This window comes from Variovorax sp. YR750 (genome assembly GCF_900109805.1).
In the GTDB taxonomy this organism is placed as follows: Bacteria; Pseudomonadota; Gammaproteobacteria; order Burkholderiales; family Burkholderiaceae_C; genus Variovorax; species Variovorax gossypii.
In genome coordinates this window covers 1-25885 of sequence record NZ_FOBJ01000032.1, presented here as the reverse complement: position 1 = coordinate 25885, position 25885 = coordinate 1, and the positions used below count along the sequence as shown (strand labels likewise).

The 25885-nt window shown below is 70.5% G+C and carries 18 protein-coding genes; 8 read left to right on the top strand and 10 right to left on the bottom strand.

Annotated elements, in window-relative coordinates; genetic code table 11:
* Together BMY35_RS36960 and BMY35_RS36955 are read left to right on the top strand one after the other, a co-directional pair.
* Positions 1–831, top strand: an 831-nt coding sequence (locus BMY35_RS36960; protein ID WP_093210012.1) for a YadA-like family protein, incomplete at its 5' end; no start/stop codon positions are given.
* Between the two features lie 11 nt (positions 832–842).
* Positions 843–1745: an OmpA family protein gene (locus BMY35_RS36955; RefSeq protein ID WP_093210011.1), complete on the top strand. Its 903-nt coding sequence runs from the start codon at positions 843–845 to the stop codon at positions 1743–1745.
* A gap of 53 nt (positions 1746–1798) precedes the next feature.
* Here the strand turns inward: BMY35_RS36955 and BMY35_RS36950 are convergent, their stop codons facing one another.
* The 8 genes from BMY35_RS36950 to BMY35_RS36915 form a co-directional block, all read right to left on the bottom strand.
* Positions 1799–6172 (bottom strand): cellulose biosynthesis protein BcsC, encoded by a 4374-nt coding sequence (locus BMY35_RS36950; RefSeq protein WP_093210009.1) that lies wholly within the window; start codon positions 6170–6172, stop codon positions 1799–1801.
* A complete protein-coding gene (gene bcsZ, locus BMY35_RS36945; protein WP_093210008.1) occupies positions 6148–7356 on the bottom strand; it encodes a cellulose synthase complex periplasmic endoglucanase BcsZ in 1209 nt (402 codons plus the stop codon). The genes BMY35_RS36950 and bcsZ overlap by 25 nt, the downstream gene beginning before the upstream one ends.
* Before the next feature lie 7 nt (positions 7357–7363).
* Positions 7364–9676: a cellulose biosynthesis cyclic di-GMP-binding regulatory protein BcsB gene (bcsB, locus tag BMY35_RS36940; protein WP_093210006.1), complete on the bottom strand. Its 2313-nt coding sequence runs from the start codon at positions 9674–9676 to the stop codon at positions 7364–7366.
* The gene (gene bcsA, locus BMY35_RS36935; protein ID WP_093210005.1) at positions 9676–11844 is read right to left on the bottom strand and encodes a UDP-forming cellulose synthase catalytic subunit; all 2169 of its coding nucleotides are present in this window, start codon (positions 11842–11844) and stop codon (positions 9676–9678) included. The genes bcsB and bcsA overlap by 1 nt, the downstream gene beginning before the upstream one ends.
* Entirely contained in the window at positions 11841–12653 is an 813-nt protein-coding gene (gene bcsQ / locus BMY35_RS36930) for a cellulose biosynthesis protein BcsQ (protein WP_177213802.1), read from the bottom strand. Before bcsQ ends, bcsA begins: the two co-directional genes overlap by 4 nt.
* Positions 12654–12655: 2 nt before the next feature.
* Positions 12656–13117, bottom strand: coding sequence for a BcsR/BcsP family cellulose biosynthesis protein (bcsR, locus tag BMY35_RS38505; protein ID WP_093210002.1), 462 nt, complete (start codon positions 13115–13117; stop codon positions 12656–12658).
* The gene (gene bcsD / locus BMY35_RS36920) at positions 13114–13590 is read right to left on the bottom strand and encodes a cellulose biosynthesis protein BcsD (RefSeq protein WP_093210000.1); all 477 of its coding nucleotides are present in this window, start codon (positions 13588–13590) and stop codon (positions 13114–13116) included. The genes bcsR and bcsD overlap by 4 nt, the downstream gene beginning before the upstream one ends.
* Positions 13591–13840: 250 nt before the next feature.
* Positions 13841–14878, bottom strand: coding sequence for a sensor domain-containing diguanylate cyclase (locus BMY35_RS36915; RefSeq protein ID WP_093209999.1), 1038 nt, complete (start codon positions 14876–14878; stop codon positions 13841–13843).
* Positions 14879–14950: 72 nt separating this feature from the next.
* Between BMY35_RS36915 and BMY35_RS36910 the strand changes: the two genes are divergently transcribed.
* The 3 genes from BMY35_RS36910 (at position 14951) to BMY35_RS36900 (ending at position 19988) form a co-directional block, all read left to right on the top strand.
* On the top strand, positions 14951–15658 hold the full coding sequence (locus tag BMY35_RS36910; protein WP_093209997.1) for a response regulator transcription factor: 708 nt from the start codon (positions 14951–14953) through the stop codon (positions 15656–15658).
* A 64-nt stretch (positions 15659–15722) separates the two neighbouring features.
* Positions 15723–17543: an ATP-binding response regulator gene (locus BMY35_RS36905; RefSeq protein WP_093209996.1), complete on the top strand. Its 1821-nt coding sequence runs from the start codon at positions 15723–15725 to the stop codon at positions 17541–17543.
* 204 nt (positions 17544–17747) lie between these two features.
* Positions 17748–19988, top strand: coding sequence for a LamG-like jellyroll fold domain-containing protein (locus tag BMY35_RS36900; RefSeq protein ID WP_093209994.1), 2241 nt, complete (start codon positions 17748–17750; stop codon positions 19986–19988).
* A 20-nt stretch (positions 19989–20008) separates the two neighbouring features.
* Here the strand turns inward: BMY35_RS36900 and BMY35_RS36895 are convergent, their stop codons facing one another.
* Positions 20009–21040: an HTH-type transcriptional regulator GntR gene (locus BMY35_RS36895; RefSeq protein ID WP_093209993.1), complete on the bottom strand. Its 1032-nt coding sequence runs from the start codon at positions 21038–21040 to the stop codon at positions 20009–20011.
* A 219-nt stretch (positions 21041–21259) separates the two neighbouring features.
* Between BMY35_RS36895 and BMY35_RS36890 the strand changes: the two genes are divergently transcribed.
* From BMY35_RS36890 to BMY35_RS36880, 3 genes are read left to right on the top strand one after another with little or no spacing between them, the layout of a single operon-like run.
* Entirely contained in the window at positions 21260–22612 is a 1353-nt protein-coding gene (locus BMY35_RS36890) for a GntP family permease (RefSeq protein ID WP_093209991.1), read from the top strand.
* Between the two features lie 11 nt (positions 22613–22623).
* The gene (gene gntK / locus BMY35_RS36885; RefSeq protein WP_093209990.1) at positions 22624–24183 is read left to right on the top strand and encodes a gluconokinase; all 1560 of its coding nucleotides are present in this window, start codon (positions 22624–22626) and stop codon (positions 24181–24183) included.
* A 52-nt stretch (positions 24184–24235) separates the two neighbouring features.
* Positions 24236–25264, top strand: a complete 1029-nt coding sequence (locus BMY35_RS36880; RefSeq protein WP_240652301.1) for an AraC family transcriptional regulator — start codon at positions 24236–24238, stop codon at positions 25262–25264.
* A gap of 3 nt (positions 25265–25267) precedes the next feature.
* On the opposite strand, the gene BMY35_RS36875 is transcribed toward BMY35_RS36880, so the two are convergent.
* Positions 25268–25885, bottom strand: a 618-nt coding sequence (locus BMY35_RS36875) for an aldehyde dehydrogenase family protein (protein ID WP_143080837.1), incomplete at its 5' end; no start/stop codon positions are given.

Here is a 25885-nt window from a genome sequence, read left to right as displayed (position 1 = left end):
CCGGGCGGCATCGCGATCGGCCAGGGCGCGACCTCGCACCTGGCCGACTCCATCGCGCTGGGCACGCAGTCGTCCGCAGCCGCGGTGCAGGGCGTGGCGCTGGGCGCGGGCACCAGCGTGACGCAGGCCGGCGGCGTGGCGCTGGGCGCGGGCTCGGTGGCTTCGACGGCCGCGGGCGTGGCGGGCTACGTGCCGCCCACCGCGACCGACGCGCAACGCATCGCCATCGGAGCGACCACCAGCACGCTGGCGGCGGTGTCGGTGGGCAATGCCGCCAGCGGCCAGTTCCGCCAGATCACCGGCGTGGCGGCGGGCACGGCCGACAGCGACGCGGTCAATGTCTCGCAGCTGCGGGGCGTGCAGGGCACCGTCGCCGCCATCGACCAGTCGACGGTGAAGTACGACACCAACGTGGACGGCTCGGTCAACTACAACAGCGTGACGATGGGCGGCAGCAATTCCACCGGCCCGGTCACTGTGCACAACGTGGCGCCGGGCGTGGCCGGCACCGATGCCGTCAACGTCAACCAGCTCAACGCGACCAGCGCCGGCCTGAACAACCGCATCAACGCCATGGGCGACCGCATCGACGGCGTCGAGAAGAACGCCTATGCCGGCGTGGCGGCCGCCATGGCGCTGCAGATGCCCGGGAGCTACGTGCCGGGCAAGACGGTCATGCGCATCGGCGCGGGCTCCTTCAAGGGCCAGAGCGCGGTGGGCGTCAGCTTCCGGCGCACCGCGGAGAACAACGCCTGGAGCATCACCGGCGGCGTGGCCACCAGCCGTGCCGGCGTGGGCGCCACCGTCGGCGCGGAATGGGTCTTCAACTGATCGCCACACAGATGAACTGGACGAACGCCATCATGAACAGCAAGCCTCTCCAAGCCAGGACCCGCGCCATCGTTCCCATCGTTCTCGCCGCACTGCTGGCCGGCGGATGCGCGAGCCCGAGCTACACCGTCACGCCGCAGATGCAGGCCAGGGCCGCGTCGGAGAACCCGGCGCCCGCGAAGGACGACGACTTTCCCGCGCCGGATTCCGCGAAGTGGCGCCAGGGCGCCTTCCCCAGCCTGGAGGCCCTGCGCAACATGCGCACCGGCATGGGCAAGGACCAGGTGCGCGAGCTGCTGGGCTTCCCGCACTTCAGCGAAGGGCTGGGCGGCGCGCGCGAATGGAACTACATCTTCCACTTCCGCACGGGCGCGGGCCCGGGGTACATCACCTGCCAGTACATGGTCCGTTTCAACGACGACGTGCTGACCAACGGCATGTACTGGAAGGGACCGGGCTGCGCCGACCTGCTCAGGCCGCCGCCCGCGGCAGCCGCGCCTGTCGTTGCTGTCGCACCCGCGGCCGTCCCCGCCACGAAGACGACACTGGGCGCCGACGGCCTCTTCCGCTTCGACGGCCGCACGCTGGCCGACCTCCTGCCCGAGGGCCGTCGCAAGCTCGATGCGCTGGCCGCCGACATCGCGAGCAGCGCATCGGTGGAGACGGTCAGGGTCACGGGCCATACCGACCGACTCGGCAGCGACGCCTACAACCAGGCGCTCTCGCTGGCTCGTGCCGGCACCGTCCGCGACTACCTGGTGCAGGCCGGCGTGCCGGCGCGGAAGATCCAGGTCCAGGGCAGAGGCTCGTCGGAGCCGAAGGTGCAGTGCGCGCGGCAGGCCGCGCGGGCGGCGCTCATCGACTGCCTTGCCCCGAACCGCCGCGTGGAGATCGAGGTGTCCGCGGGGCGCTGAAAGCCGTCGCCCCGCGAACGAAGAAGACCCGCCCGGCTTCAGCCGTCAGCGCATCAGAGCAGCGGCGTGTAGGGCGAGGTCATCGGCCTCAGCGTGGCGCCGCCGCTGTCGTACCCGGGCACGCCGATGCTGTTCGAGCCGCCGAACACGTAGCGCAGGTAGACGCTGCCCGTGAACTGCCGGTAGTTCTGTGCGTTGTTGAAACCCAGCGAGCCGCCGAGGAACATCTTCGGCGCAAGCTGGTACTCCAGCACCGCAGCCAGGTTGTAGGCGAGGCCGGTCTTGGAGCTGCTGGCGTACATGTTGTTGTAGCTCGAGCTGCTCAGGCCCAGCGCCAGCGCCTGGTAGGCAGCGCTCGACGCCGCGGCGTTGCGCGACGGGTCCGTCGGGAAGTAGGGCGATGCCTTCTGGTTGAACGACTGCACGCCCAGCGAGGCGTTCACGCGCCACGAGAGCCGGTCGCTGCGTCCACTCCAGTCGACCGGGAAGGCCACGCTCACGAAGCTCTGCGGGCTGAAGTAGCCGCCCTGCCCGAAGGTGTAGTAGCTCAGGTTCTTCTCGTAGCCCATCAGCCCGATGTTCATGCCCAGCGTGAGCTTGGAGTTCGGGTTGTTCAGCAGGTGCAGGTAGGCGCCGCCGCCGGTCTCCACGCGCGAGTTGCTCTGCACGTTCTTGCCGGTGATGCCGTGCGCGGCCAGGTAGCTGTACACGCCGTAGGTGCCGTCGTCGTAGCCGATGTCGCCGCGCACGCCGGTGGCGACCACGCCGCCCCAGCGCTCGTTGGTGCGCTCGTCCTTCGCGCCGGCGAACGACAGCACGCTGTCGGTCACCGCGCGGCGGGAGATGTCGGCCTTGTAGTTCCAGGAGTCGCCGAAGCTGCCCTTGAAGGTGACGTTGCCGACCACGTTGGTGGTGGGAAAGCCCAGCGGCGTGGTGCCGATGCCGGCCTCGAAGTTCTTGCCCTCGTAGCCCACGTTCAGGCCGACGCCCGATGCGTTCTGCTGACCGGCCGACGTGCCGTTGCGCAGCGCGTCGAGGGCTGCGGCCGGCCCGCCGCCGAAGCGGCTGCCGGTCGAATAGTCGCTCGCCGGCGTGCCGGCATCGAGCACCGTGGGCGTCACGCCAACGACGATCTTGCCCTCGCCGACCGGGAAGCGCGTCTGCACCGGCAGCTGGAAGTCGGAGAGCCGGCTCAGGCCGGCCTCGCCCGCGCGGTTGCGGTAGACCGTGCCCGCGGTGAGGCTCACCGCGCGCTGCGACTCGAGTTCCTGCACTTCCGAGGCCAGCGTGCTCGCGGGCGCGCTGCGCAGCGGCGCGTTCCAGCTCGGCTCGGGGCGTGCCGTGTTGGCCTGCGCGTAGGCGGCATTGGCCTGCGGATAGGCCGGATAGCCGGCGGGTGCCGCCGCCATGGCGCCCTGCGCCTGCGGGATGTAGACCGGCGCGGCCTGCCGGCTGCCCGGCACCGGGTACTGCGGCACAGGCTGCATCGACGGCGCGACATAGGCTGAGGCCTGTGGCACGTTGTTGTTCGGGCTGCTGTTGCGCGCCGTGCGTGTCGATGTCTTCGCGCTCGACTGGCGGCCCTTCGCGCCCGCAGCTGCCGGCGCGGCGGAATCCCACGGCAGGGCGACCGGCGCGGCCGCGATCGGGTAGCCCGGGTAGGCAACCGCCTGCTGCGCCACCGGGTAGGCCGATGCAGCCGGATAGCTCGCCGGATAAGCCCCGGCCGTCGCAGCCGCCGGATAGACCGCGGGCTGCATGCGCGCCTGCGCGAACGGGTTGCCGTTGGCCGGCAGGGCGCCGGCGGGCATGGCCGCGCCCGGCGCGCCGCCGGTCATGCCGGCGAACGGATTGGCGGGCGGCATCTGCTGCACCGGTACGCCGCCCGGCGCGAAGCCGCCGGAAGCGACCTGCCGCTCGGCCTCCAGTGCCGCGCGCAGGTACTGCTCTGCCTTGCGGCTCTCGCCCGCGTTGCGATACACGCGTCCGGCGGCGGCCAGCACGCGCGACTGGTCGGGCGCCTGCTTCAGCGCGGCCATCACGTAGTTCTCGGCCTGGCTGTGCTCGCGCTGCGCGCTGGCGCTGGCCGCGGCGGCGAGCAGAGTGTCGAGATCGGTAGGGCTGCGCTGCAGGATGCGCTGGTACAGCGCCAGCGCCTGCCCTTCGTCGCGCGCCGCCGAGTACAGCCGCGCCAGCGCGGCCAGCGCCTGCGGATCTTCCGGCCGCTCGGCGAGCACCGGTGCCATCGCGTTGTAGGCGGCCTCGAGGTTGCCGGCTTCGCGCAGCGCGTCGGTCTGGCGCAGCGCGAAGGCTATGCGCAGGCTGTCGAAGTCGCTGCGCTGGGCGGCCGTCATGTTGGTGCCCGCGAGCTGGCGCAGCACGGCCGAGAGTTCGATGTCCTGCTTCGTCTTGAGCAGCACCGACGCATAGAGCAGCCGGTCACCGGTACTCGGCACCGGCGTGCGCGCCAGCAGCTGGCGGCTCATGGCGAGGGCGCGCGGTGCGTCGCCGATCTCGGCATAGGCGCCCGCGAGCTGGCCCCACAGCTCGGCCGGCATGTCGGCGCCCAGCGTGGCCTCGGCCTGCGCGAGCACGCCGCGCGCGGCGTCCGCCTGGCCCTGGCGCGCCAGCGCGAGCGCGCGCGCGGCTTGCGACTGCGCCCACAGGCGGCGCTGCAGCGCCGCCATGTCGCGCGTGCGCGAGCCCGCGGGAATGCGTTCGAGGTACTGGATGCCGGCGGCCGCGTCGCCCGTCTCGGAGGCGAGCAGGGCGCTGGCGTAGAGCGCGTCGGGCATGTCGGGCTGCGACATCAGCAGCCCTTCCATCACGCCGCGCGCCTCGGACACGAGGCCTTGCTTGCGGTAGATGTTGGCCAGGTCGAGGCGCACCCACGGGCTGTCGGGCGCCGCGAGCATGGCGTCCTCGAGCGTGCGCTGCGCGCCGGCCGCGTCGCCGGCATCGGCCTGCTGGCGGGCGCGGTTGCGGGCCTGGTCGACCTGCAGGTTGCGCAGGCCGCCGAGCTGGGTGGCCTGCTCGGGCGTGAGGCGGCGCGACAGCGCCAGCGCCTCGTCGGCGCGGCCCGTCTGGCCGTACAGCGAGATCAGGCCGTTGAGCGCCTGCGTGTTCTGGGGCTTGCTCTCGAGCACGCGCTTGTAGCCCTGCTCGGCCTGGGCGTAGTCGCCGGCGGCCAGGCGCAGGTCGGCCAGCGCGTTCTGGCCCACGGCCTCGCGCGGGTCGATGCGCACGGCGCGTTCGTAGAGCGACTGCGCACCGCGTGCGTCGTTCTTCGCCTGCGCGGCGCGGGCCTGGCCCACCAGCGCCCAGTAGGTGGCGCTCTGCAGCGCCGAATTCCACTTGCTGCCGCCGCCGCGCGCCGCGCGTTCAAGCAGCTCCTGCGCTTCGGCAAAGCGTTCCTGGCGCAGCCGCACGAGGCCGAGGCCGCCCAGCGCCTCGCTGTCGTCCGGCTTGGTGCGAAGCGCCTGCTGGAAGCGCTGCTCGGCGGTGCCCGGGTCGCCGCGGTCGAGGGCCTGGAAGCCTTCGCCCACGGGCACGCCGGGCGTGTTCGCGGCGGCCGTCCTGGCCTTGGTGAGCGTCTCCAGCCGCGCGGTCACGGCAGCGTCGTTCTGGTTGCTGCCCAGGTATTCCTGGTAGAGCGCGACATCGGGCTGGCGCGCGTCGAGCCAGATCAGCGCCTGGCGCCAGGCGGCGCGTGCGGCGGTCGCCACGGCGGGCTGCTTCGTCAGCTCGACCAGCTCGCGGATGCCCGCGCGGCGTGTGGACTCGCTGTAGGTCTTCTGCTGCGCGAGCGCGAGCCTGTAGTTCGCGTTGTCCGGGTGCTCCTTCACCAGCTGCTCGAGGCCGCGGCGGCCTTCGTCGGCGCCCTGCGGCGTGCTGGCCAGCACCTGGTAGTACTCCAGCGCGAGCGCCTCGGGCGGCGGGCGGTTGTCGAACTGGCTGCGGTACAGCTCCACCGCCTCGGCGGCGCGGCCGGCGCGCGCGGCGGCGCGGGCGCGCTGCAGCGTGCTCTGCTGGCCGCCGGGCTGCTGCGCCTGCTGCTGCAGGCGCGCCAGGCGGGCGTCGTTCGGGCTCGCGCTGCGCAGCCGCGCGATCCAGCCGCGCGCCGCCTCGGTGTTGCCGCGCGACAGCTCGACCTGCGCCATGCCGTACATCGCGTCGGTCGACTGGGGCTGGATGCTCAGCAGCTTCTTCCAGCTTTCCTCGGCGAGCTCGGCGCGGCCCTGGGCCTGCCAGTAGTTGCCCTGCTCGGTCAGCGCCGCGCCGGCGTCGACCTGCGCCTGCGCGGGCACGGCGGCGCACAGCGCCGCGAGCATGCCGACGCAGGCCATCCATTGCCGCGACTGCGGCGACGGCGCGAAAGGGAAAGAGGGGGGACGCCCTGGCTTCAGGCCGGTCGATTGGGACGGCATAGCGTTCTCCATGAGGGTTGCAGCTGGCCGTTGCGGCCGAATTCGTATCGGCCGTCGTGCCAGGCCTGACCGAAAAGGAGCAGGCATTGTTCGTAGTAGGGCAAGGGCGCGGTGCCGGGCGCGGCCGGTGCGGCGCGGCCGCCGGGCACGCGCGCGACCTGGGTCGCCAGCGCGTCGGTGGCCCCCACCGCCTTGAGGTAGGGCAGCATCGCGCCCGCGAAACCGAGCGGCGCCATGCCCCGCCCGGCGCCGCTGGCGGTGTCGACGTACTCGGGCAGGGGCTGGCGCTCGGCCAGCAGCTGGCCCGGGCCGCGCAGGTTCAGCAGCAGCATCTTGCGCGCCGGATCCTTGTCGGAAAGCATGCCCGCCCAGAGGTAGGTGCGGATGGCGTCGTAGCTGCCGGTGAGCCCCTTCTGCGGATCGGCCACGAAGGCGCGCTCGTCCGACGACCAGGCGCACCAGTCGGGCGCGAAGCCCTTGGGCGTGACCGCGCCGAACATGCGCAGCGTGTTGTCCGTGACTTCGCCCCAGGGGCCCGTGGGATCGGCCTGCTGGAAGTAGCGCAGCAACTGCAGCGGCATGTAGCTGGGGTTGAGCCGCCACGACGGCCCGCTGGCCACCGACTTGGGCCAGGGCAGCAGCATGCGGCCGAGGCCGGGCAGCGCCACCACCTCGTCGCGCACGGCCAGCGCCAGCAGGCTGCGGCCGAGCGCGCGGTAGCCGGCGTCGTTCCACAGCCGGCCGCCTTCCATCAGCGCATAGGCGATCCACAGGTCGGCGTCCGACGCGGCATTGGCGTCGAGCACGCCCCAGCCGCCCTCGGGCTTGCGGCCCCATTGCCAGGCGGGCAGCTTCTTCGCGAGGCTGCCACCCGCGAGGTTGGCCTCGGTCCAGGCCAGCATGCGCGCGAAGGCGGCGCGGTCGTTGTGCACCAGCGCGAAGAACATGCCGTAGGACTGCCCTTCGGAGGTCGACTGCTGCTGCGGCGTGTTGAAGTCGATCACCCGGCCGTCGGCCTGGACGTGGCGCGCCGCGAAGGCGGCCCAGTCGGTGGCCGGGTGGCAGGTGGCGGGTGCCGGCTCCTGGGACTGCGCGGCGGCCGCGAGCTTCGGCAGCGCCAGCGCGAGCCCGGCCGCGCCGAGCAGGGCGCGGCGGTGGGCGGACGGGGTCGGCAGTCGTCGCATGGATCGCTTACTTGGTTTTCGCGCTGCCCACCGACAGGCGCTTGCGCGCCCGCAGCTGCAGGCCGGCATACGAAACGGCCGCGCCCAGCAGCGCCAGCACGAGCACCAGCCCGGCCAGCATCAGCGGGCTGCGCGACAGGTTCCACTGCACCCAGGCGATGGGCGGCAGGCGGCCGACGTAGTAGGTGTCGCCGCCGAGCACGCTGTTGACCTGCGTGTCGCGCATGATCGTCATGCTGCCCTGCACGCGCTTGAGCAGCTCGGGCGTCATCAGCGTGTTGAGCAGCGCCTCCTTCGAGTCGGGGCCGGTGATGGCGGCGACCACGCTGCGGCCGCCGCGCAGCGGCGACTCGAAGCCCGCGAGCACGGCGTCGCGGCCGTCGCCGGTGATCGCGATCTGCATCGAGCCCGGCAGGTCCTCGCGCGTGCGCGCGCCGATCACGAAGTCGATGGTGTTGTCGATCCAGCTGCCGAGCTTGATCTCGGGCGCGGCGCCGTTGCGCTTGAGCGGCATCTTGTCGGCCCACTGCGTGAAGAGCGGCTGGCTCTGCAGGTTGCCGATCACCAGCAGGTCCTTGTCGGCGAGCTGCACGGCTTCCGAGGGCGTGCCCACCTTCACGCGCAGCGCCGGGTAGCCGGTGGAGCGGCCGATCTGGCCGAGCAGGCCGAGGTAGGTCTCGGTGTCGGCGCTGTCGGGCTGCGCGGGCAGGATCACCGCGGTTTCCGACAGGTCGGCCATGCGCGAGAACGGGAAGCCGCCGTTGGCGTACGCCGCGAGCTCGGGCATCGCGATGAAGTGCGGGAAGCCCGACACGTCGATGGTGGAGGTCGGGTCGATCGCGCCGCGCACGTTGTCCAGCTGCGGCACGCAGCGCCCGCCCACGGGCTCGAAGTAGTAGTGCAGGCGAAGCTGGCTGCGAGGGCCCATGGCCAGCGGCGGCAGGATCACTTCCTTGTGCTCGGCCAGCGTGCCGTCGGGCATCAGCTTCACGGCCAGCGGGTTCCACCAGCGGTCGCCGGCCGGGTTGGCCGAGCGCAGCGGCAGGCCGCCCACGAAGTTCTCGTTGACGTTGACGTTCAGCGTCGACTGGTCGGGCCGCACGCGCGGCGTGTAGCGGTAGCGCAGGTCGAGCGGAATGCCGCGGCTGCGCCAGGTGAACAGGTCGGGCGGCAGCTGCAGGTTCACGCGGACCACGTCGGGGTTGTAGCCCGACACCGACAGGTCGGCGGCCGTCGTCAGCTCGCCGAACTGCAGCGCGCGGTCGCTCGGAACCCAGCGCGGCGCGTCGTAGGGCTTGCGCGCCGGCGGCTCCTGGAAGGCGGTGACCGCGGCAGCGGCGCCCGCGAAGGCCTGGCTGTTGAGCGTCAGCGCGGCGGCGGCGGTGCGCAGGTCGGCCGGCGTGCGGCCCATCACCAGCAGCAGCTTGCCGGCGGCGTCGCGCGGGTTGTCGACCACGGCCAGGCCCGGCCCCTGGATCGCGGGCAGCGCGAGGCCCGGAATGCTCGACTCCGGCGTGACGAACACCACCGCGTGGCCCGTGGGCAGGTCGCCGCCCGACACCGGGAAGGTCGCGCCGCGGTAGTCGGCCAGCGCGCCGAACCACGAAGACACCACGCCGGCCGCCTCGAGCACCGGGCCCGCGGCGGCGGTGCCGAAGACGAAGGGAATGCGCGCGCGCTGCACGTCGCGGCGGTCGAAGAAGGGCAGGGGCAGCTTCGCCAGGTCGTTCGCGAGCTTCAGCGGCGCCACCGTCAGCTTCAGCGCACTCGATGCGTCGATGTGCGCCCACAGGCTGGTGTGGGCCGGGTCCTCGCACTCGCGCGTGTAGTGGCCCACGAGCTGGACGTTGATGCGGTTGAACTCGGTGATCAGGCGCCGGTCGATCGGGATCTCGGCCGTCTGCGGCTTGCCCGCGTCGGCGCGGTTCACCGGAAGCGTGGCCACCAGCACGTCGTTGACCGTGACCTTCAGGTGCGACAGCTCGGGAATCAGCGAGGGCGAGTACGCGTAGTTCAGCTTGAACGACGCGGCCGTGACCAGCTCGTCGGCGCGCACGTTGAACGGGATGCCGATCGTGCCGCTGATGCCGCGCAGCTGCACGGCGTAGTCGATGCCCAGCTGCGTGAGGTTGAGCTCGCGCACGCTGGCGCCCGCGGCCGCGCCGCCTGCCGCCGGCGCGGCGACCGGGCCCGGCTGCGCCGCCGCGCCCGTGGCGCCCATGGCGCAGGCGAGGGCCGCGGCGAGCAGCACGGCGGTGGCGGCGCGCGCTGGCGCCCGGACGAGAGGCGCGTCGGGACGACGCGCGCACAGGGTGGACATCACGTCGATTCCTTTGCTTTGGCGGGGCGCAGCCGCGCGGCGGTCGCGCGGTAGTAGTGGCTGAACATGTCGCGGAAACCGGTGCCGCTGATGCTGATGATGTGGCCGAGCACGCGGTGGATCGGCACGCGCGGGTGGTTGCCCCAGCGCGCGGCCCAGATGTCGGCGCGCGCGGTCGTGCACTGCACCAGCGCGCGCTCCTGCGCGAAGCTCATCGGCGCGAAGCGCAGGCCCAGCCGCTTGCCGCCGCTGAAGCGCACCGTCGCGGCGAAGCGCGACTCCAGGTCGTTGCGATAGAGCGCGATGTCGACCGGGGTCTCGGGGTCGAGCTTCATGTCCTGCGGCAGCTCGACGCCGAGCCCGCCGCTGGAGAAGTCGAAGGTGTTGCAGCGAAGCGAGCGGCCGTCGGCGAAATACAGCGTGGCCGGCAGGCTGAGCTCCACGCGGTGCGAGCTGCGCAGCTGGCGCGACTCGTTGGCGGCGGCCACGCAGGCGCCCAGGATCATCATGTTGTAGACCGTCCAGGCCAGGTTGAGCCAGACGGTGGCGATGTTCTGCGGGTCGACCCAACTCAGGCGCCACAGCCCCAGGCACACGCCGACGAAGTTCAGCGCCAGCAGCACCAGGCTGGCCTTGGCGATGCTGCTGTCGAAGTACTCCTCCTGGATCAGGCCGCCCTTGGCCGTCACGTTGAAGCTGCCCAGCTTGGGGTTGATGAGCGCCACCAGCGTCGGCCGGAAGATGTACCAGGCCAGCACCGCCTCGTAGACCTCGTTCCACAGCAGGTAGCGAAAGCGCCCCTGGATGCGGCTGTTGGTGAGGTTGGCGTGCAGGATGTGCGGCAGCGCGAAGGCGAAGATCATCGACGCCGATGCGTGGATCACGCTCGCGCCGAAGTACAGGTAGGCCAGCGGCGCCGTCAGGTAGATGAGCCGCGGCAGGCCGTACAGGAAGTGCAGCATCGCGTTCACGTAGCAAAGGCGCTGCGCCCAGTGCAGGCCGCGCCCGAACAGCGGATTGTCGATGCGGAAGATCTGCGCCATGCCGCGCGCCCAGCGGATGCGCTGGCCCACGTGGCCCGAGAGACTCTCGGTGGCCAGGCCGGCCGCCTGCGGCAGCGCCAGGTAGGCGGTGGTGTAGCCCAGGCGGTGCATCTTCAGCGCGGTGTGGGCGTCTTCCGTCACGGTCTCCACCGCGATGCCGCCCACTTCCTCGACGATGGTCCGGCGCAGCACCGCGCAGGAGCCGCAGAAGAAGGTGGCGTTCCACAGGTCGTTGCCGTCCTGGATCAGGCCGTAGAACAGCTCGCCCTCGTTGGGCACCGTGCCGAAGGTGTCGAGGTTGCGCTCGAAGGGGTCGGCCGAGAAGAAGTAGTGGGGCAGCTGCACCATGCCCAGCTTCGGGTCGCGCCCGAACCAGCCCATGGCGATCTGCATGAAAGAGCGCGTGGGGATGTGGTCGCAGTCGAAGATCGCGACGAATTCGCCCGTGGTGTGCTTCAGCGCGGCGTTGATGTTGCCGGCCTTGGCGTGGCGGTTGTTGTCGCGCGTGACGTGGGTCACGCCGACCTCCTCGCAGAACACGCGGAATTCGTCGCGGCGGCCGTCGTCGAGCACGAAGATCTTGAGCTTGTCGCGCGGCCAGTCGATCAGCTGCGCGGCCAGCACGGTGGAGCGCACCACCGACAGCGACTCGTTGTAGGTCGGGATGAACAGGTCGACCGTGGGCCACTCGGCCGGGTCATCGGGCAGCGGCACCGGCTTGCGCTCCAGCGGCCAGGCGGTCTGCACGTAGCCCAGCAGCAGCACTACGAAGGCGTATAGCTCGGCCATCAGCAGGCCCACGCCCAGCACCAGGTCGACCGGGTTGTCCATGTACATGGTCTCGGTCACGCGCCAGTAGGTGTAGCGCGATGAAACGACGACCGACAGGAAGATCAGCACCAGGCTGGCGAAGCGACCGCGAAACCGGTTGGTGACGAGCGCGGCCAGGAATATGCCCACCGACAGCGCGATCTGCTGCTCGAAGCTCATGGGCGCGATGATCAGCGCGGGCAGCGTCGCGAGCACGGCGATCCAGCCGAGGATGCGCACCGGCAGCAGCCGCAGGATGGCCGGGGCAGGCCGCGGCGCGGGTTGCTGCAGGGGGGCGGACGGGGCGCTTTTCATCGGTTCGGTTCCATGGTCCGCAGGGAGGGGAAGGCGGCGGCCTGGCGGGCGGTCTCGATGCGCTCGAGCACCCGCTCGGCGCAGGAGGAGAAGTCCTCGGCCGCCTGGCTCATCGGCGCGTAGCGCTGCACGGGCGAGGCGGAGGCCAGCGCCTCGGGGACCGCCTGGTCCAGGTGGAGCACGCCCAGCAGCTCGGGCCGCAGCCGCTGGCGCAACATCTCGAAGACGTCGTTGTTCAGCCGCTTGCCCGGATCGACCTGGTTCACCACGTAGCCGGTGCCGAGGTAGTCGGCGCGCGAGCTGGCGTACTTGCCGATCATGCGTTCGACGATCGGCAGCGTGGCGAAGGAGCCGGCGTCCGCCAGCACCGTGACGACGCCGAAGTGCGCGGCACGCAGCGCCTGCTGCAGGTAGACCGAGGCGCCGGGCGGCGTGTCGAGCAGCACCAGCGTGCCCTCGGGCAGTCCGAAGCGCTGCAGCGTCTCGGCCAGCCAGCCGGGGTGGCGCGCCAGCTGCTGCTCGAACGAGATCTGGCGTTCGTCGTCGACGTCGCCGAAGGGCAGCAGCATCGCGCCGGCACTGGCCGGGCGGATCGTGTGGGCCCACGGGATCAGCCCCGTGGCGGCTTCGACCAGGCCGCTGTCGCAGTCCTGCGGTTCATTGGCGATGTGGAAGCGCAGGGCGTTCTGCGGGTCGAGGTCGATCGCGAGCACCTGCCGGCCGCGCTGCGCGAGCGCGGTGCAGAGATTCGCGGCAATCGTGGTCTTGCCTACGCCGCCCTTGGAGGAAATGACTGGGATGACAACCATCGTCACGTCGGCCTTCGCCAGCGTGACAAGGGCCCCGGCGCGGCAGACGGCGGCTGCGGGCCGGCAAGGCGCTCGAACAGCTGCTCGAGCGGCGTGGGCTGGGCATCGGTACCGTCGGCGGCGGGCGCTGCGAAGGAAGCCGCGGCGGGAGGGGGCGTGCGCAGAACAGGTTCGACGCGGGGCTGCGGCGCGGCGGCCGCGGGGCCCGGCTGCGCGTGCACGGGGGGCGCGAACGGCGCAACCGGAGCGACTGGCGCGGCCGCAGGGGCCGGAGCGACCGGAGAGGAAACGGGCGCCGCGGCGGCCGGCGGATGCGCGATGCGCTGGCCCGACAGCAGCGGCCAGACGCGGGGCGTCTCGGTCTCGGCCTCGGGCGGCGCGAATTCCCTGTAGCCGTGCGAGTCGCCGCCGAACTTGCGGAACAGGCCGGCTATGTCTTCGGGAGCGGAGTCCTCGGTGTTCATGCGGCCACCTTCGACAGCCGCAGGTCGACGCGGGGCTCGCCCTGCACGGCGGCCGTCTTCAGGGCCTGCACGCGCAGCGACGCGGGCATGCGCTGCGAATCGAACCAGGCCTGGTACACGCCTTCGAAGAAGCCCACGCTCCAGCCCGTGGTCTCGGGGCCGAAGGCCATGGCGATCGGGCTGCAGGCATGGGTGATGGCGACGCCGTCGGATTCCTCGCTCAGGACGGTGAAGCCCCAGTCGATGCGGTCCCAGTGCTCGTTGAACCGGTCTTGCAGTTCCTCGAGCGTGCGGCAGGGCGGAATGGGCAGGGCCTGCGCGAAATGCTGGCCGACGCGGCAGAAGAGCTGCCGCAGATCCTCAGGCGGCAATCCGGCGCTCAATTCGGCGGCCATTCCGCGATTGAATTCCAGCCATTGCGAGCTGCAGGATTTCTTGTCGTAGTAGTCGATAAACGTCGCACCAGTTTCCATGCCGAGGCATTTTCTTGGATCAGTTAACCATTGACAATAAATGTGAACTAATTAGTACGAAAGGACTGTCTTTGGCGGCCCCGACTGTATGAATTCGGGGACGACCCAGGCCCCGACCCTTGTCGGCCAACAAGCCTGTACGTCGCGCAGAGGCGATCGGATTCGTTTTTTGGGGGAGCTTCAGTCCCGCTGGATCGGGGACGAGCACGGGCGCCGCCGCGGGGCGCCAGTTTTCCGGTTCAGGGGCGGTTCAACCCGAAATGGCTTCGCCCGCGTGATGGCGCACGCTGCGGCGGCTGCGCTTGACCGCGTACATGGCCTCGTCGGCCTGGCGCAGCGCCTGCGCGGCGGTGGTGCCGCGCGGATCGACCGCCACCACGCCGACGCTGGCGCCGGCGTAGGCCAGCGTGGTGCCCTGCAGGCGAAGGTCGCCGACGGTGCATTCGCTCAGCCGGTCGGCGAGCGCCCGCGCCGCGGCGTTCGTCGCCCCGCCCAGCGCGGGGCCGGCACCGATAACCACGAACTCGTCGCCGCCGCTGCGCGCCAGCAGCTCGCCGGCACGCAGCGAAGCCGACAGCCGCCCGGCCATGGCCACGAGGAACTCGTCGCCGATGTCGTGGCCGTGCGTGTCGTTGATCTTCTTGAAGCCGTCCATGTCGATGAAGCCCACCAGCACGCTGAGCCTGTCGCGCTCGCCCTGCGCGAGCAGCCGGCGCAGGCCGTCGACGAGCGAGCGGCGGTTCGGCAGGCCGGTGAGCGCGTCGGTGGCGGCGAGGGTGACAAGCTCGGCGTGGGCCTTCTCGAGCTTGCGGTAGAGCAGCTCGCGCTCGACCTGCTGGCCGATCAGCCGCGCGAACAGCTGCAGCACCGGCTCGGCGTGCGGCGCCAGCGGATGCTGTGCGGCGCTGGCGGCGCACAGGGTGCCGAACAGGCCGCCGCTCTCGGTCTTGACCGGCGTGCTCACGTAGGTCTGGATGCCGAGTTCCCGCGCCGCGTCGGAGTCGCCCCAGCAGCTCGCGACGTCGCCGGTGTAGGTGCGGCCCTCCTCCATGGCGCGCTTGCACAGGGTGTCGGCCCAGGGCACCGTGAGGCCCTCGGGAATGCTCAGCTGCCGCACGTTGCGCGAGAACAGGATGTGCTGCTGGCCCTTGTCGAGATCGATGGTGGTGAGGTAGGTCGATTCCAGGCCGGTCACCGCCTCGAGCATCTCGAGCATCGGACGGGTCAGGTCCTCCAGGGTCTTGGCCGAAGCCACCGAGCCGGAGAGTTGTTCGATCAGGGATTCCATGGCCGACATTCTGACTGCGAACATGACTTTGGGCACTTACAGGGCGGTTCCGGCGGCACATAGCATCCGCCCATGACAGCGACCGACAGGACCTCATCCCCGATTCCCGAGGCGACGCAGGATCCCGCGAGGCCGCGCGCCATCCTGGTCGTGGACGACCACGACCTCGTGAGGATGGGCGTGTGCGCGTTGCTGCAGGCCAACGTGTCGGCGACGCCCATCGAGGTGCTCGAGGCCGGAGACCTCGCCGAGGCCATGGCCATCTACGAGGACAACCAGGACGCGATCGAACTCGTGCTGCTGGACCTCGCGCTGCCCGACACGCAGGGCCTGAGCGGCCTCATGGAATTCCGCTCGCGCTATCCCGCCGCGCGCGTCGTGGTGCTTTCGGGCACCGGGACCACCTCGCTCGCGCAGGACACGCTGGCGCAGGGAGCGATGACGCTGGGCGCCTTCGCCTTCCTGCCGAAGTCCGCGACGCTCAGGGAAGTCGTGAGCTTCATCCGCGCCTGCGGGCTCCTGGGCGGCGACGCGGTGAACTACCAGGCCTTTCCCGCGCCGTCGGTCGTCGACGTCGCGCAGCCCTCGTCCAGCAATGCCCGCCACAAGCTGACGAAGCGGCAGCTGCAGGTGCTCAACTGGCTGCTGGAGGGAAAGAGCAACCACGAGATCGCGCTGCTCGCCGAGATCAGCGAGGGCACGGTGAAGAACTATGTCGCCGGCATCCTGCTGCAGTTCGGGATGCGCTCGCGCGCGCAGCTGATCAGCAGCCTGCGCTGAGTCCCGCCGCGGCGGGTCGGAAAAAAACGGGGCTCGCGAAAGACCCCGGAGGGAGACAAAGGCAATGAACGACCAGACCCCCGGGCGCCTGCCCGTCGACGCCACGCTCGAGATGCGCGTGCTGCGCGAGCACGTGGCCTCCGTGTACGCGGGCAACACCACGGCCATCGCGGCGCACATGGGCTTCGCCATCGTCATCGGCTGCTTCGGCTACTTCTACGTGAACCCGGCTTTCAGGCTGCTGATCGTCGCGCTGATCGCGGCGATCGTGCTGGTCGACCTGTACGCGTTGTTCACGCCGCGCTGGACGCCGGCGGTGCCGCTGGCCGAGACGCCCTACTGGGAGAAGAAGTACACCCGGATCGTCACCATCATCAGCACCATCACCGCGCCCAGCAGCCTCTTCCTCGTCAGCATCCAGGACCCGATGCTGACCACTTTCGTGACGGTGGTGATCATGGGCAGCTGGACCCGCGCCGTGCAGGCCCGCTGGCCGCTGAAGAGGGCCATGTTCGGCTACGGCATTCCCATGATGAGCGGGCTGATCGTCTCGCTGGCCTGGTACGGCGGCGCGCTCAACTGGTTCCTGGCGGGCTTCGCCTTCGTCAACCTGGTGCTGACGCTGAGCGAAGGCGTCAAGCAGAACAGGCGGCTCACGGCCTCGCTGATCCTGCAGTTCGAGAACGAGGCACTCGCGGCCCAGTTGCGCGAGCAGATCGCGGCCACCGAGCGCGCCAGCGCCGAGAAGACCCACTTCCTCGCCGCGGCCAGTCACGACCTGCGCCAGCCGATGCATGCCATCGCGCTCTTCGGCGCGGCCTTGGGCAACACGCTGCGCCATCGCCCCGAGGTCAGGAATGTCGAGCGCCTGATGCGCGCGGTCAACGCGCTCGGCGCCTCGCTCGACACCATGCTCGACATCTCGCGCCTCGACGCGGGCGTGGTCCAGCCCATGCCGCACGCGCTGGAGCTCGACGAACTGTTCCTGCCGCTGCACAACACCTTCTCGGTACTGGCCGAGCGCAAGAAGCTGCAGCTGCGCGTGCGCGCCAGCGGCCTGTGGGTGCACAGCGATCCGCAGCTGCTGTACCGCATGCTCTCCAACCTCGTCGACAACGCCCTGAAGTACACGCGCCAGGGCGGCGTGACGGTGGTCGCGCGCAGGCGCGGCGAGCAGGCGTGGATCGAAGTGCGCGACACCGGCATCGGCATCGCGCCGGAACAGGCGGACCGGATCTTCGAGGAGTTCTACCAGGTCAACAACCCGGGGCGCGACCGCTCGCGCGGCCTGGGCATCGGCCTGTCGATCGTGCGGCGCCTCGGTCGCCTGCTCGGCCACGCGGTGCAGCTGCGCTCGCGCCCCGGACGCGGCACGCGCTTTCGCCTCACGGTGCCGCTGGCCGAGCCCACCGATGCGTCGCGGGACAGCCTTCTGCTGCAGGAGCTCGAATCGCCCGTGCGCCACTTCTTCCAGGTGCCGGAGCTCGGCGGGCGCGTGCTGCTGATCGACGACGAGGAAGACATCCGCGAGGCGATGACCGAACTCATGCGCGCCTACGGCATCGAGGTCGTGGCGGTGGCCGACGAAGCCGAGGCCGTGGAAGTGCTCACGCAGCCCGACGCGGACCTGAACCCCGTGGCATTGCTGATGTGCGACTACCGCCTGGGCGAGGGCGCCGAGGGGCTCCAGGTCGGGCTGCGGCTGCGCGAGCGCTTCCGGCTCGACGCGCCGATGCTGCTGATCACCGGCGAGACCGCGCCCGACCGCCTGCAGCGCGTGCGCGAGTGGGGCGTGCCCGTGCTGTTCAAGCCGGTCAGCGCAGCCACGCTGATGCAGGCCATCGTCGAGCTCATCCACGTCGAGGCGAGCGCGGAAAGCGCCTGAGTTCGCCGCAAGGCCGGCGAACTGGCACTGACATTCCTGGGCGCGCCGCGCGCGGGTGTGACAGCGAATGTCACGCCAATACATGCATTTCCGACGCAATGCATGCCATTGCATTCACCGGTGCGGGCAATGGCACGCCGTGCGCAGGCGCAGGCGGATGGGCATGCATGTTGCTGAATCATTTATTTACAGATTTCGGCAAGGATGCATTCGTTGGACGATGACAAGAACGGCCTCTCCCTGGACCGCCGTGTTTTCCTTCTGGGCACCGCAGGCGCCCTGGCCCTTGGAACGACGGCTTGCGGAGGCGGCGGAGGCAGCTTCTCCTTTCCGGTGACGGGCACCGGCGCGCAGTCCGCCGGCTCGCAGCAGACGACGACTACCGCCACCGATACCGCCGGCACCGTCACGGCAGCCGACCCCGCATCGGCGACACCCGAGGCGCAGGCCCGCAAGTTCGTCCACCCCGGCCTGCTGCACACCGAGGCCGACTTCGAGCGCATGCGCCAGAAGGTCGCGGCGCAGGCGCAGCCCTGGCTCGAAGGCTGGAACGCGCTCACCTCCAACGGCCGCTCGCAGCTCGGCGCCACGCCGCGCCCGCTGGCCACGGTGATCCGCGGCGGGGACGACTCGAACTTCGCGCAGATGTACATCGACATCGCGCGCGCCTATCAGCTCGCGCTGCGCTGGAAGGTCTCGCAGGACACGCGCTATGCCGACCTCGCGGTCGTCTTCCTCAATGCCTGGTCTTCCACGATGACCACGCTCACCGGCAACTCCGACCGCTTCCTCGCGGCCGGCATCTACGGCTACCAGTTCGCCAACGCGGGCGAGATCATGCGCAGCTACGAGGGCTGGGCCGCGAGCGACTTCGCGCGCTTCCAGAACATGATGCTCACGCTGTTCTACCCGCTCAACCACAGCTTCCTGCTCGACCACAACGGCTCGGAGATCACCAACTACTGGGCCAACTGGGACCTGTGCAACATCGCCTCGATGCTGGCCATCGGCGTGCTGTGCGACCGCACGGACATCTACGACGAGGCGATGAGCTACTTCAAGGCCGGCCAGGGCAACGGCGCGGGCCTGCAGGCGGTCTACCACGTGCATCCCGGCTACCTGGGCCAGTGGCAGGAAAGCGGCCGCGACCAGGGCCACTGCACGCTGGGCATCGGCCTCGCGGCCGCGTTCCACGAGATGGCGTGGAACCAGGGCGACGACACCTACGGCTACGAGAACAACCGCTTCCTCGCGGGCGCGGAGTACGTCGCCAAGTCCAACCTCACCGACAGCAGCACCGGCACCTTCTACACCGTGCCCTACTTCACCAACGTCAACAGGCAGGGCACGCAGTCGGTGCTGTCGACGGCGGGGCAGGGGCACCGGCGCGTGGTCTGGGAGAGCATCTACAACCACTATGCGAACCGCCTCGGCGTCGCCACGCCCTACAGCCTGCTGCAGGCCATTCAGATGCGCCCCGAGTACGACGGCGGCAACGGCGACCAGCTGGGCTTCGGCACGCTGACCTTCACGCGCGATCCGCTCACGGCGCAGGGCAAACCGACCGGCCTCACGGCCCGCGTGCGCGGCACGCAGGTGCTGCTGTCATGGTGGGGCTGCCCCGACGCGCAGAGCTACACCGTCAGGCGCGCGAGCACCGCGGGAGGCCCCTACACCGACATCGCCTCGGGCATCACCGACACGCTCAGCTTCACGGACAGCACCGTCGCGGCCGGCGACGTCTGGTACTACGTGGTCGTGGCGACCGGCGCCTCGGGCGAGAGCGCCGCGTCCAACGAGGAGCGGGCGGCGATCAAGGCCGAACTGCTGCTGCAGCTCAAGTTCGATGAATCCACAGGCACGCAGGCCGTCGACGCCACCGGCCGGTTCGCGGCCGGCGAACTGCAGGGCGATGCGACGTGGACCGCCGGACGCCAGGGCAACGCCGTCGCCCTCGGGGGTACGAACGGCTGCGTGGCACTGCCGGCGGGCGCGGCGAAGAGCTTCGCCGACTTCAGCATCACCGCCTGGCTCTACATCGACACCCTCGCGACATGGTCGCGCGTCTTCGACTTCGGCTCCGGCACGCGCCGCTACATGATGCTGACCGTGCGCAACGGCAGCGGCGTGCCGCGCTTTTCCATCACCACCGAGCACGGCTACAACGAGCAGGTGATCGACGGCGCGGCGGCGCTGCCCATGGGCCGGTGGGTGCACGTCGCGGTGACTGTGTCGGACACGCTCGGCACCCTGTATGTCGACGGTGTCGAGGCCGGCTCCAATACGCAGATGAGCCTCGCGCCCATCGACCTCGGCGCGACGACGCAGAACTGGCTGGGCCGTTCGCAGTACGCCAGCGACGCCTATCTGAAGGGCCGCATCGACGATTTCCGCATCTACGGCGGCGCGCTCGGCAGCGCGGAAGTGGCGGCGCTGGCGCTGTAGGCGGCACGCCGTTCGCCGCTTCAGCTGCTCTGCCGCACCAGCAGTTCGAAGCCCAGGTCCATCGTTCGCTCGGCCACCGTCTCTCCGCGCATCAGCGCCAGCAGCATCGCGGCCGCGCGTTCGCCGATCTCGCGGCGCGGGGTGCGCACGGTGGTCAGCGGCGGCAGCATCTGGTCGCTGCCGCCCAGATCGTTGAAGCCGGCGATCGCCACCCGCTGCGGCACCGAGACGCCGGTGCGCAGCGCGGCCAGCAGCCCGCCCTGGGCGAGGTCGTCGTTGCAATAGAAGATGGCGTCCACGTCGGGGTGGCGCGCGAGCAGGTCCTCGAACTGGCGGCCGCCCAGCGCCATGGAGGTCGGGCCCGGCACCAGCAGTTCGAGCGCCGGATCGTGGCAGCCTGCCGCGCGCAGCGCCTCGCGATAGCCTTCCAGGCGCAGCATCACGCGCGGATCGAGCTGGCCGGCGGCATACGCGATGCGCCGGCGGCCTCGCTGCAGCAGGTGCTGCACGATGGCGCGGCCCGCGTCCTGCTGCGAGAACCCCACGCTGTGCACGCCCGGCTCGGCCGAGGTTTCCATCAGGTACACGCAGGGCGCGTTGCTGCGCTCCAGCAGCTGCGCGGCCGTGGGGCCGCGGTCGAAGCCCGTGAGCAGCACGCCAGCCGGCCGCTGCGAGAGGTAGCTGCGCAGCAGCGCCTCTTCCTGCGCCGGGTCGTAGTGCGTCACGCCGATCAGCGACTGGAAGCCGTGCGGCGACAGCGCGTCCTGCACCGCCTCGAGCAGCTCCACGAAGAGCTGGTTGGTCAGCGAGGGGATCAGCACCGCCACGTGCGAGCTGCGCGCCGAGGCCAGCGCGCGCGCCGCCACGTTGGGCACGTAGCCGAGCTGGTCCGCCGCCGCCTGCACGCGGGCCTGCAGCTCGGGCGCCACGTTGCGCGCGCCGCGCAGCGCCCGCGACACCGTGATCGGGCTCACCCCGCAGGCGCGGGCCACGTCGTCGAGGGTGACCTGGCTGGAAGAGCGGGAGCGCGGGCGGTCGGGGGTGTCGGCCATGGTCGGTCGTTTCTCAGGGTTATTACCAATCCGGAATTGGACAGCGCTGTCCTAGGATAGCGCTATCCCAGCCCTTGTCCGATTCGGAAAAACCCGAGCGCGCACCAGAGCTGGCTTTTTTTGAATTGTGCGGGACAGCGCTATCCAGAATGCCGTCCCACCCGCCGGACCGCCCCTTTTTGCCTTCTTCTTGGGCAGGCCCGGATCCAGGAGACACCCATGTTCGGAATGAGCCAAGAGATCTTCCTGCTCGTCGACGCCCTGGTGGCGATCGTCGGGCTGATCCTTCTGATCACGCGCTGGCGCGTGCACCCCTTCATCGCGCTGACGCTGGCCGCCGGCTTCCTGGGCCTGACATCGGGCATGCCGGTGGACAAGGTCATGAAGTCCTTCCAGGACGGCTTCGGCGGCGTGCTGGGCTTCGTGGGCATCGTGCTCGGCCTGGGCACCATGCTCGGCAAGATGATGGCGGAGTCGGGCGGCGCCGACCGCATCGCGCGCACGCTGATCGACGCCTTCGGCCGCGAGCGCGTGCACTGGGCGATGATGTTCGCCGCCTTCCTGGTCGGCATCCCGCTGTTCTTCGAGATCGGCTTCGTGCTGCTGATCCCGCTCGTGTTCATCGTCGCGCGGCGCACCGGCGTGTCGCTCATCCGCATCGGCATTCCGCTGCTGGCGGGCCTGTCGGTGGTGCACGGCCTGGTGCCGCCGCATCCGGGGCCGCTGCTGGCCATCGGCGTCTTCAATGCCGACATCGGCAAGACCATCTTCTACGGCCTGATCGTCGGCCTGCCCACCGCGATGATCGCGGGCCCGATCTTCGGCAAGTTCATCTCGAAGTACGTGCCGGGCGAGGCCTCGCCCGAGCTGATGGAGCAGCTGGCACACGAGCCCGAGGCGCGCGAGCTGCCCGGCTTCGGCATCACGCTGGTCACGGTGCTGCTGCCGGTGGCGCTGATGCTGCTGAAGACCTTTGCCGACGTGGCGCTGGACGAGAAGAACATCGTGCGCCAGTGGATGGACTTCATCGGCCACCCGATCACCGCGCTGCTGGCGGCGCTGCTGCTGTCGCTCTACACCTTCGGCGTCGCGCGCGGCTTCACGTCGAAGCAGATCATGAAGTTCGTCGACGACAGCCTCGCGCCCACCGCGGCCATCGTGCTGATCATCGGCGCGGGCGGCGGCTTCAAGCAGATGCTGGTGGCCAGCGGCGTGGGCAACGCGATCGGGCAGATGGCGCTGCATGCGCAGGTCTCGCCGATCCTGCTCGCATGGCTGGTGGCGGGGCTGATCCGCATCGCCACCGGCTCGGCCACCGTCGCCACCATCACCGGCGCGGGCATCGTTGCGCCGCTGGCGACCATGGTGCCGGGCGTGAACCGCGAACTGCTGGTGCTGGCCACCGGCGCGGGCTCGCTGATTCTTTCGCACGTCAACGACGCCGGCTTCTGGCTGGTGAAGCAATACTTCAACATGACGGTGGCCGAGACCTTCAAGACCTGGACCGTGATGGAAACGCTGATCTCGGTCGTGGCCATCGTCTTCATCATGCTGCTGAGCATGGTCGTCTGAGGAGGCGAGCCATGGGCCGCATCGTCATCGGCGTCGACATCGGAACCACCAGCACGAAGGCCGTGGCCTTCACGCCCGCCGGGCGCGTGCTGGCACACGACACGATCGAATACCCGCTGCTGCAGCCCGAAGCCGGGGCCGCCGAGCAGGACCCGCAGCAGATCTTCCAGGCCGTGCTCTCGGCCATCGCCGGCTGCGTGAAGCAGAGCAAGGCCGCGCCCGCCGACGTGCTCGCGGTGTCCTTCAGCGCGGCGATGCACAGCCTGATCCTGATCGACGACGCGGGCGCGCCGCTCACGCACAGCATTACCTGGGCCGACCACCGCGCCTCGGCCTGGGCCTCGCGCATCCGCGACGAATGGGACGGCCTCGCGATCTACCGCCGCACCGGCACTCCCATCCATCCGATGTCGCCGCTGGCCAAGCTGGTGTGGCTGCGCCACGAGCGCCCCGAGCTCTTCGCGCGTGCCGCGCGCTTCGTCGGCATCAAGGAGTACGTGTTCTTCCGGCTCTTCGGCCAGTGGCAGGTCGACCACTCGATCGCCTCGGCCACGGGGCTCTTCGACATCGTGCGGCTCGACTGGGACGAAGAGGCGCTCGCGCTCGCCGGCGTGCACGCCGGGCAGCTCTCGAGCCCGGTGCCGACCACCTGGCATGTCGAAGGCCTCGCTGCCGACGTTGCCGCGCAGCTGGGCCTGTCGCGCGACACGCCCTTCGTCATCGGCGCCAACGACGGCGTGCTTTCCAACCTGGGCGTGAACGCGATGGCGCCCGGCGAGGTGGCAGTGACCATCGGCACCAGCGGCGCGATGCGCACCGTGGTCGACCACCCCATGACCGACCCCGAGGGCCGCACCTTCTGCTACGCACTCGCCGAGCGGCGCTGGGTGGTGGGCGGCCCGGTGAACAACGGCGGCATCATCCTGCGCTGGGTGCGCGACGAGTTCGCCTCGGCCGAGGCCGAGACCGCCAAGCGCCTGGGCATCGACACCTACGAGGTGCTCACGCGCATCGCCGAGCGCGTGTCGGCCGGCTCCGAAGGGCTGGTGTTCCACCCCTTCCTCACCGGCGAGCGCGCGCCCTACTGGAACGCCGACCTGCGAGGCTCCTTCTTCGGGCTGGGCATCCACCATCGCAAGGAGCACATGATCCGCGCGGTGCTCGAGGGCGTGATCTTCAACCTGCACAGCATCCTGCCGGCGGTCGAGTCCATCGCCGGGCGCAGCGCCCGCATCAAGGCCACCGGCGGCTTCGCGCGCTCGGGCATGTGGCGCCAGATGATGGCCGACGTGTTCGACCGCGAGGTGGTCGTGCCCGAGAGCTTCGAGAGTTCGTGCCTCGGCGCCGCGGTGCTGGGGCTCTACGCGCTGGGCCACGTCGATTCGCTCGACGCGGTCGCGGGCATGGTCGGCGCCACCCATCGCCACACGCCCAACGCCAAGAACGCCGCGCTCTACCGGCAGCTGCTGCCGGTGTACCTCTCGCTGCCGCGCAAGCTCGGCGAGGAATACAGGCTGCTCGCCGCGTTCCAGCAGCAGACGGCGGTGCCGCCGCGGGCGCGGCGAAGCTGACGACTTCCGGGTCGTCGTTGTCCATCGGAGATTTGCTGGAGGAAAACTGGTCTTGCTGAACACGACGACATCGGCCCTTGCCACCCAGGCGCATGCGAGGGCCCTGCTGCCCGTGACGCCGGCGCGGCGACATGCTTCGCGCGGCATGGAGGCGGTCGCATGGCGCGCCCCGATCGCGCCGATCGCCCAAACACCGGCTCGAGGCGAAGCGCGCGACCTTTCCGCCACGGTCCGGTGCGAGGCCGCCGCCGCGCCTTCGGCCCAGGCGGGCGGAGCGCGCTGCCTGCACGATCACGAGCTGCACCTTATCGGCGCCGCACCCGCGCGCCTTCGCATCGGCAGCGGCGCCGACGAGGAAACGCACAGCTTCGCGCCCGGCACCGTCGTGCTGCTGGGCCCCCGGCTGCCGCGCAGCCTCGCGTTCGAGCATCGTGCGCAGCCGGGCGGCTGCAGCAGCAGCGGTTCGGGCGGACTGGTGCTGCGCTTCAGCGACGAGCCGCTCAAGCGCGGCATGGCGCTCTTTCCCGAGCTCGCCGATGCGGGGCCGCTGCTGGCCCGCGCGCGGCTGGGCGTGCAGTTCGTCGGCCTGGAGGCGGGCACGCTCGCGCGCCTGCGCCGCATCGAGACGCTGCAGGGGCTCGCGCGCTTTTCCGAGTTCACCGCGCTGCTGCACGAGCTGGCGCAGTGGGGCGACTATCGCGTGCTCTCCGGCGTAGCGCTGGCCGGCGAAGGCCTCGGTGAAGACACGCAGGCGCTGCGCATCCACAAGGCGCTCGATCACATTCGCGAGAACTATGCGGAGGCGCTGTCGCTGGCCGAGGTGGGCGCGCTCGTGGGCATGCGCGAGAACGCCTTCTCGCGCAGCTTCCGCCGCGCCACGGGGCAGACCTTCACCGACTTCGTGATCGGCCTGCGCGTGGCCAAGGCCTGCCGCCTGCTGGCGTCGACGCGCCAGCACGTGAGCAGCATCTGCTACGAGGTGGGCTTCAACAACATCTCGAACTTCAACCGGCACTTCCGGCGGATCGAGGGGATGACGCCGGGCGAATTCCGCGCCCGCCGGTCCCCGTCAGCCGGCTAGCGGCTAAGCCAGGCCGCCCTGGCACACGTACTTGATGTGCATGTAGTCCTCCAGTCCATGCACCGAGCCCTCGCGGCCATAGCCCGACTCCTTCACGCCGCCGAAGGGCGCCGCCTCGGCCGCCAGGGCACCTTCGTTGATGCCCACGATGCCCGACTCCAGCGCATCGGCCACGCGCCAGATGCGCTTCACGTCCGTCGAATAGAAGTACGCCGCGAGCCCGAAGGGCGTCTCGTTGGCCGCGGCGATCACCTCGGCCTCGTTCTCGAAGCGCGTGACCGGCACCACCGGCCCGAAGGTCTCCTCGCAGCTGCACTCCATCGTCGAATCGGCATTCACCAGCACCGTGGGCGCGTAGTAGTTGGGGCCGTCGCAGCGCGCATCGCGCAGCCGCTCGCCGCCGACCACCACGCGAGCGCCGCGGGAGACGGCGTCGCGCACATGGCGCTCGATCTTGTCGACCGCGCGCGCGTTGATCATCGGCCCGATCTGCGAGCCCTCGTCGCTGGCCGGCCCGACCCGCAGCGCACCGACCCGCGCCGCCAGCTTGTCGACGAAGGCATCGTGCACCTTGGCCTGCACGAACACGCGGTTCGGGCACACGCAGGTCTGGCCGCCGTT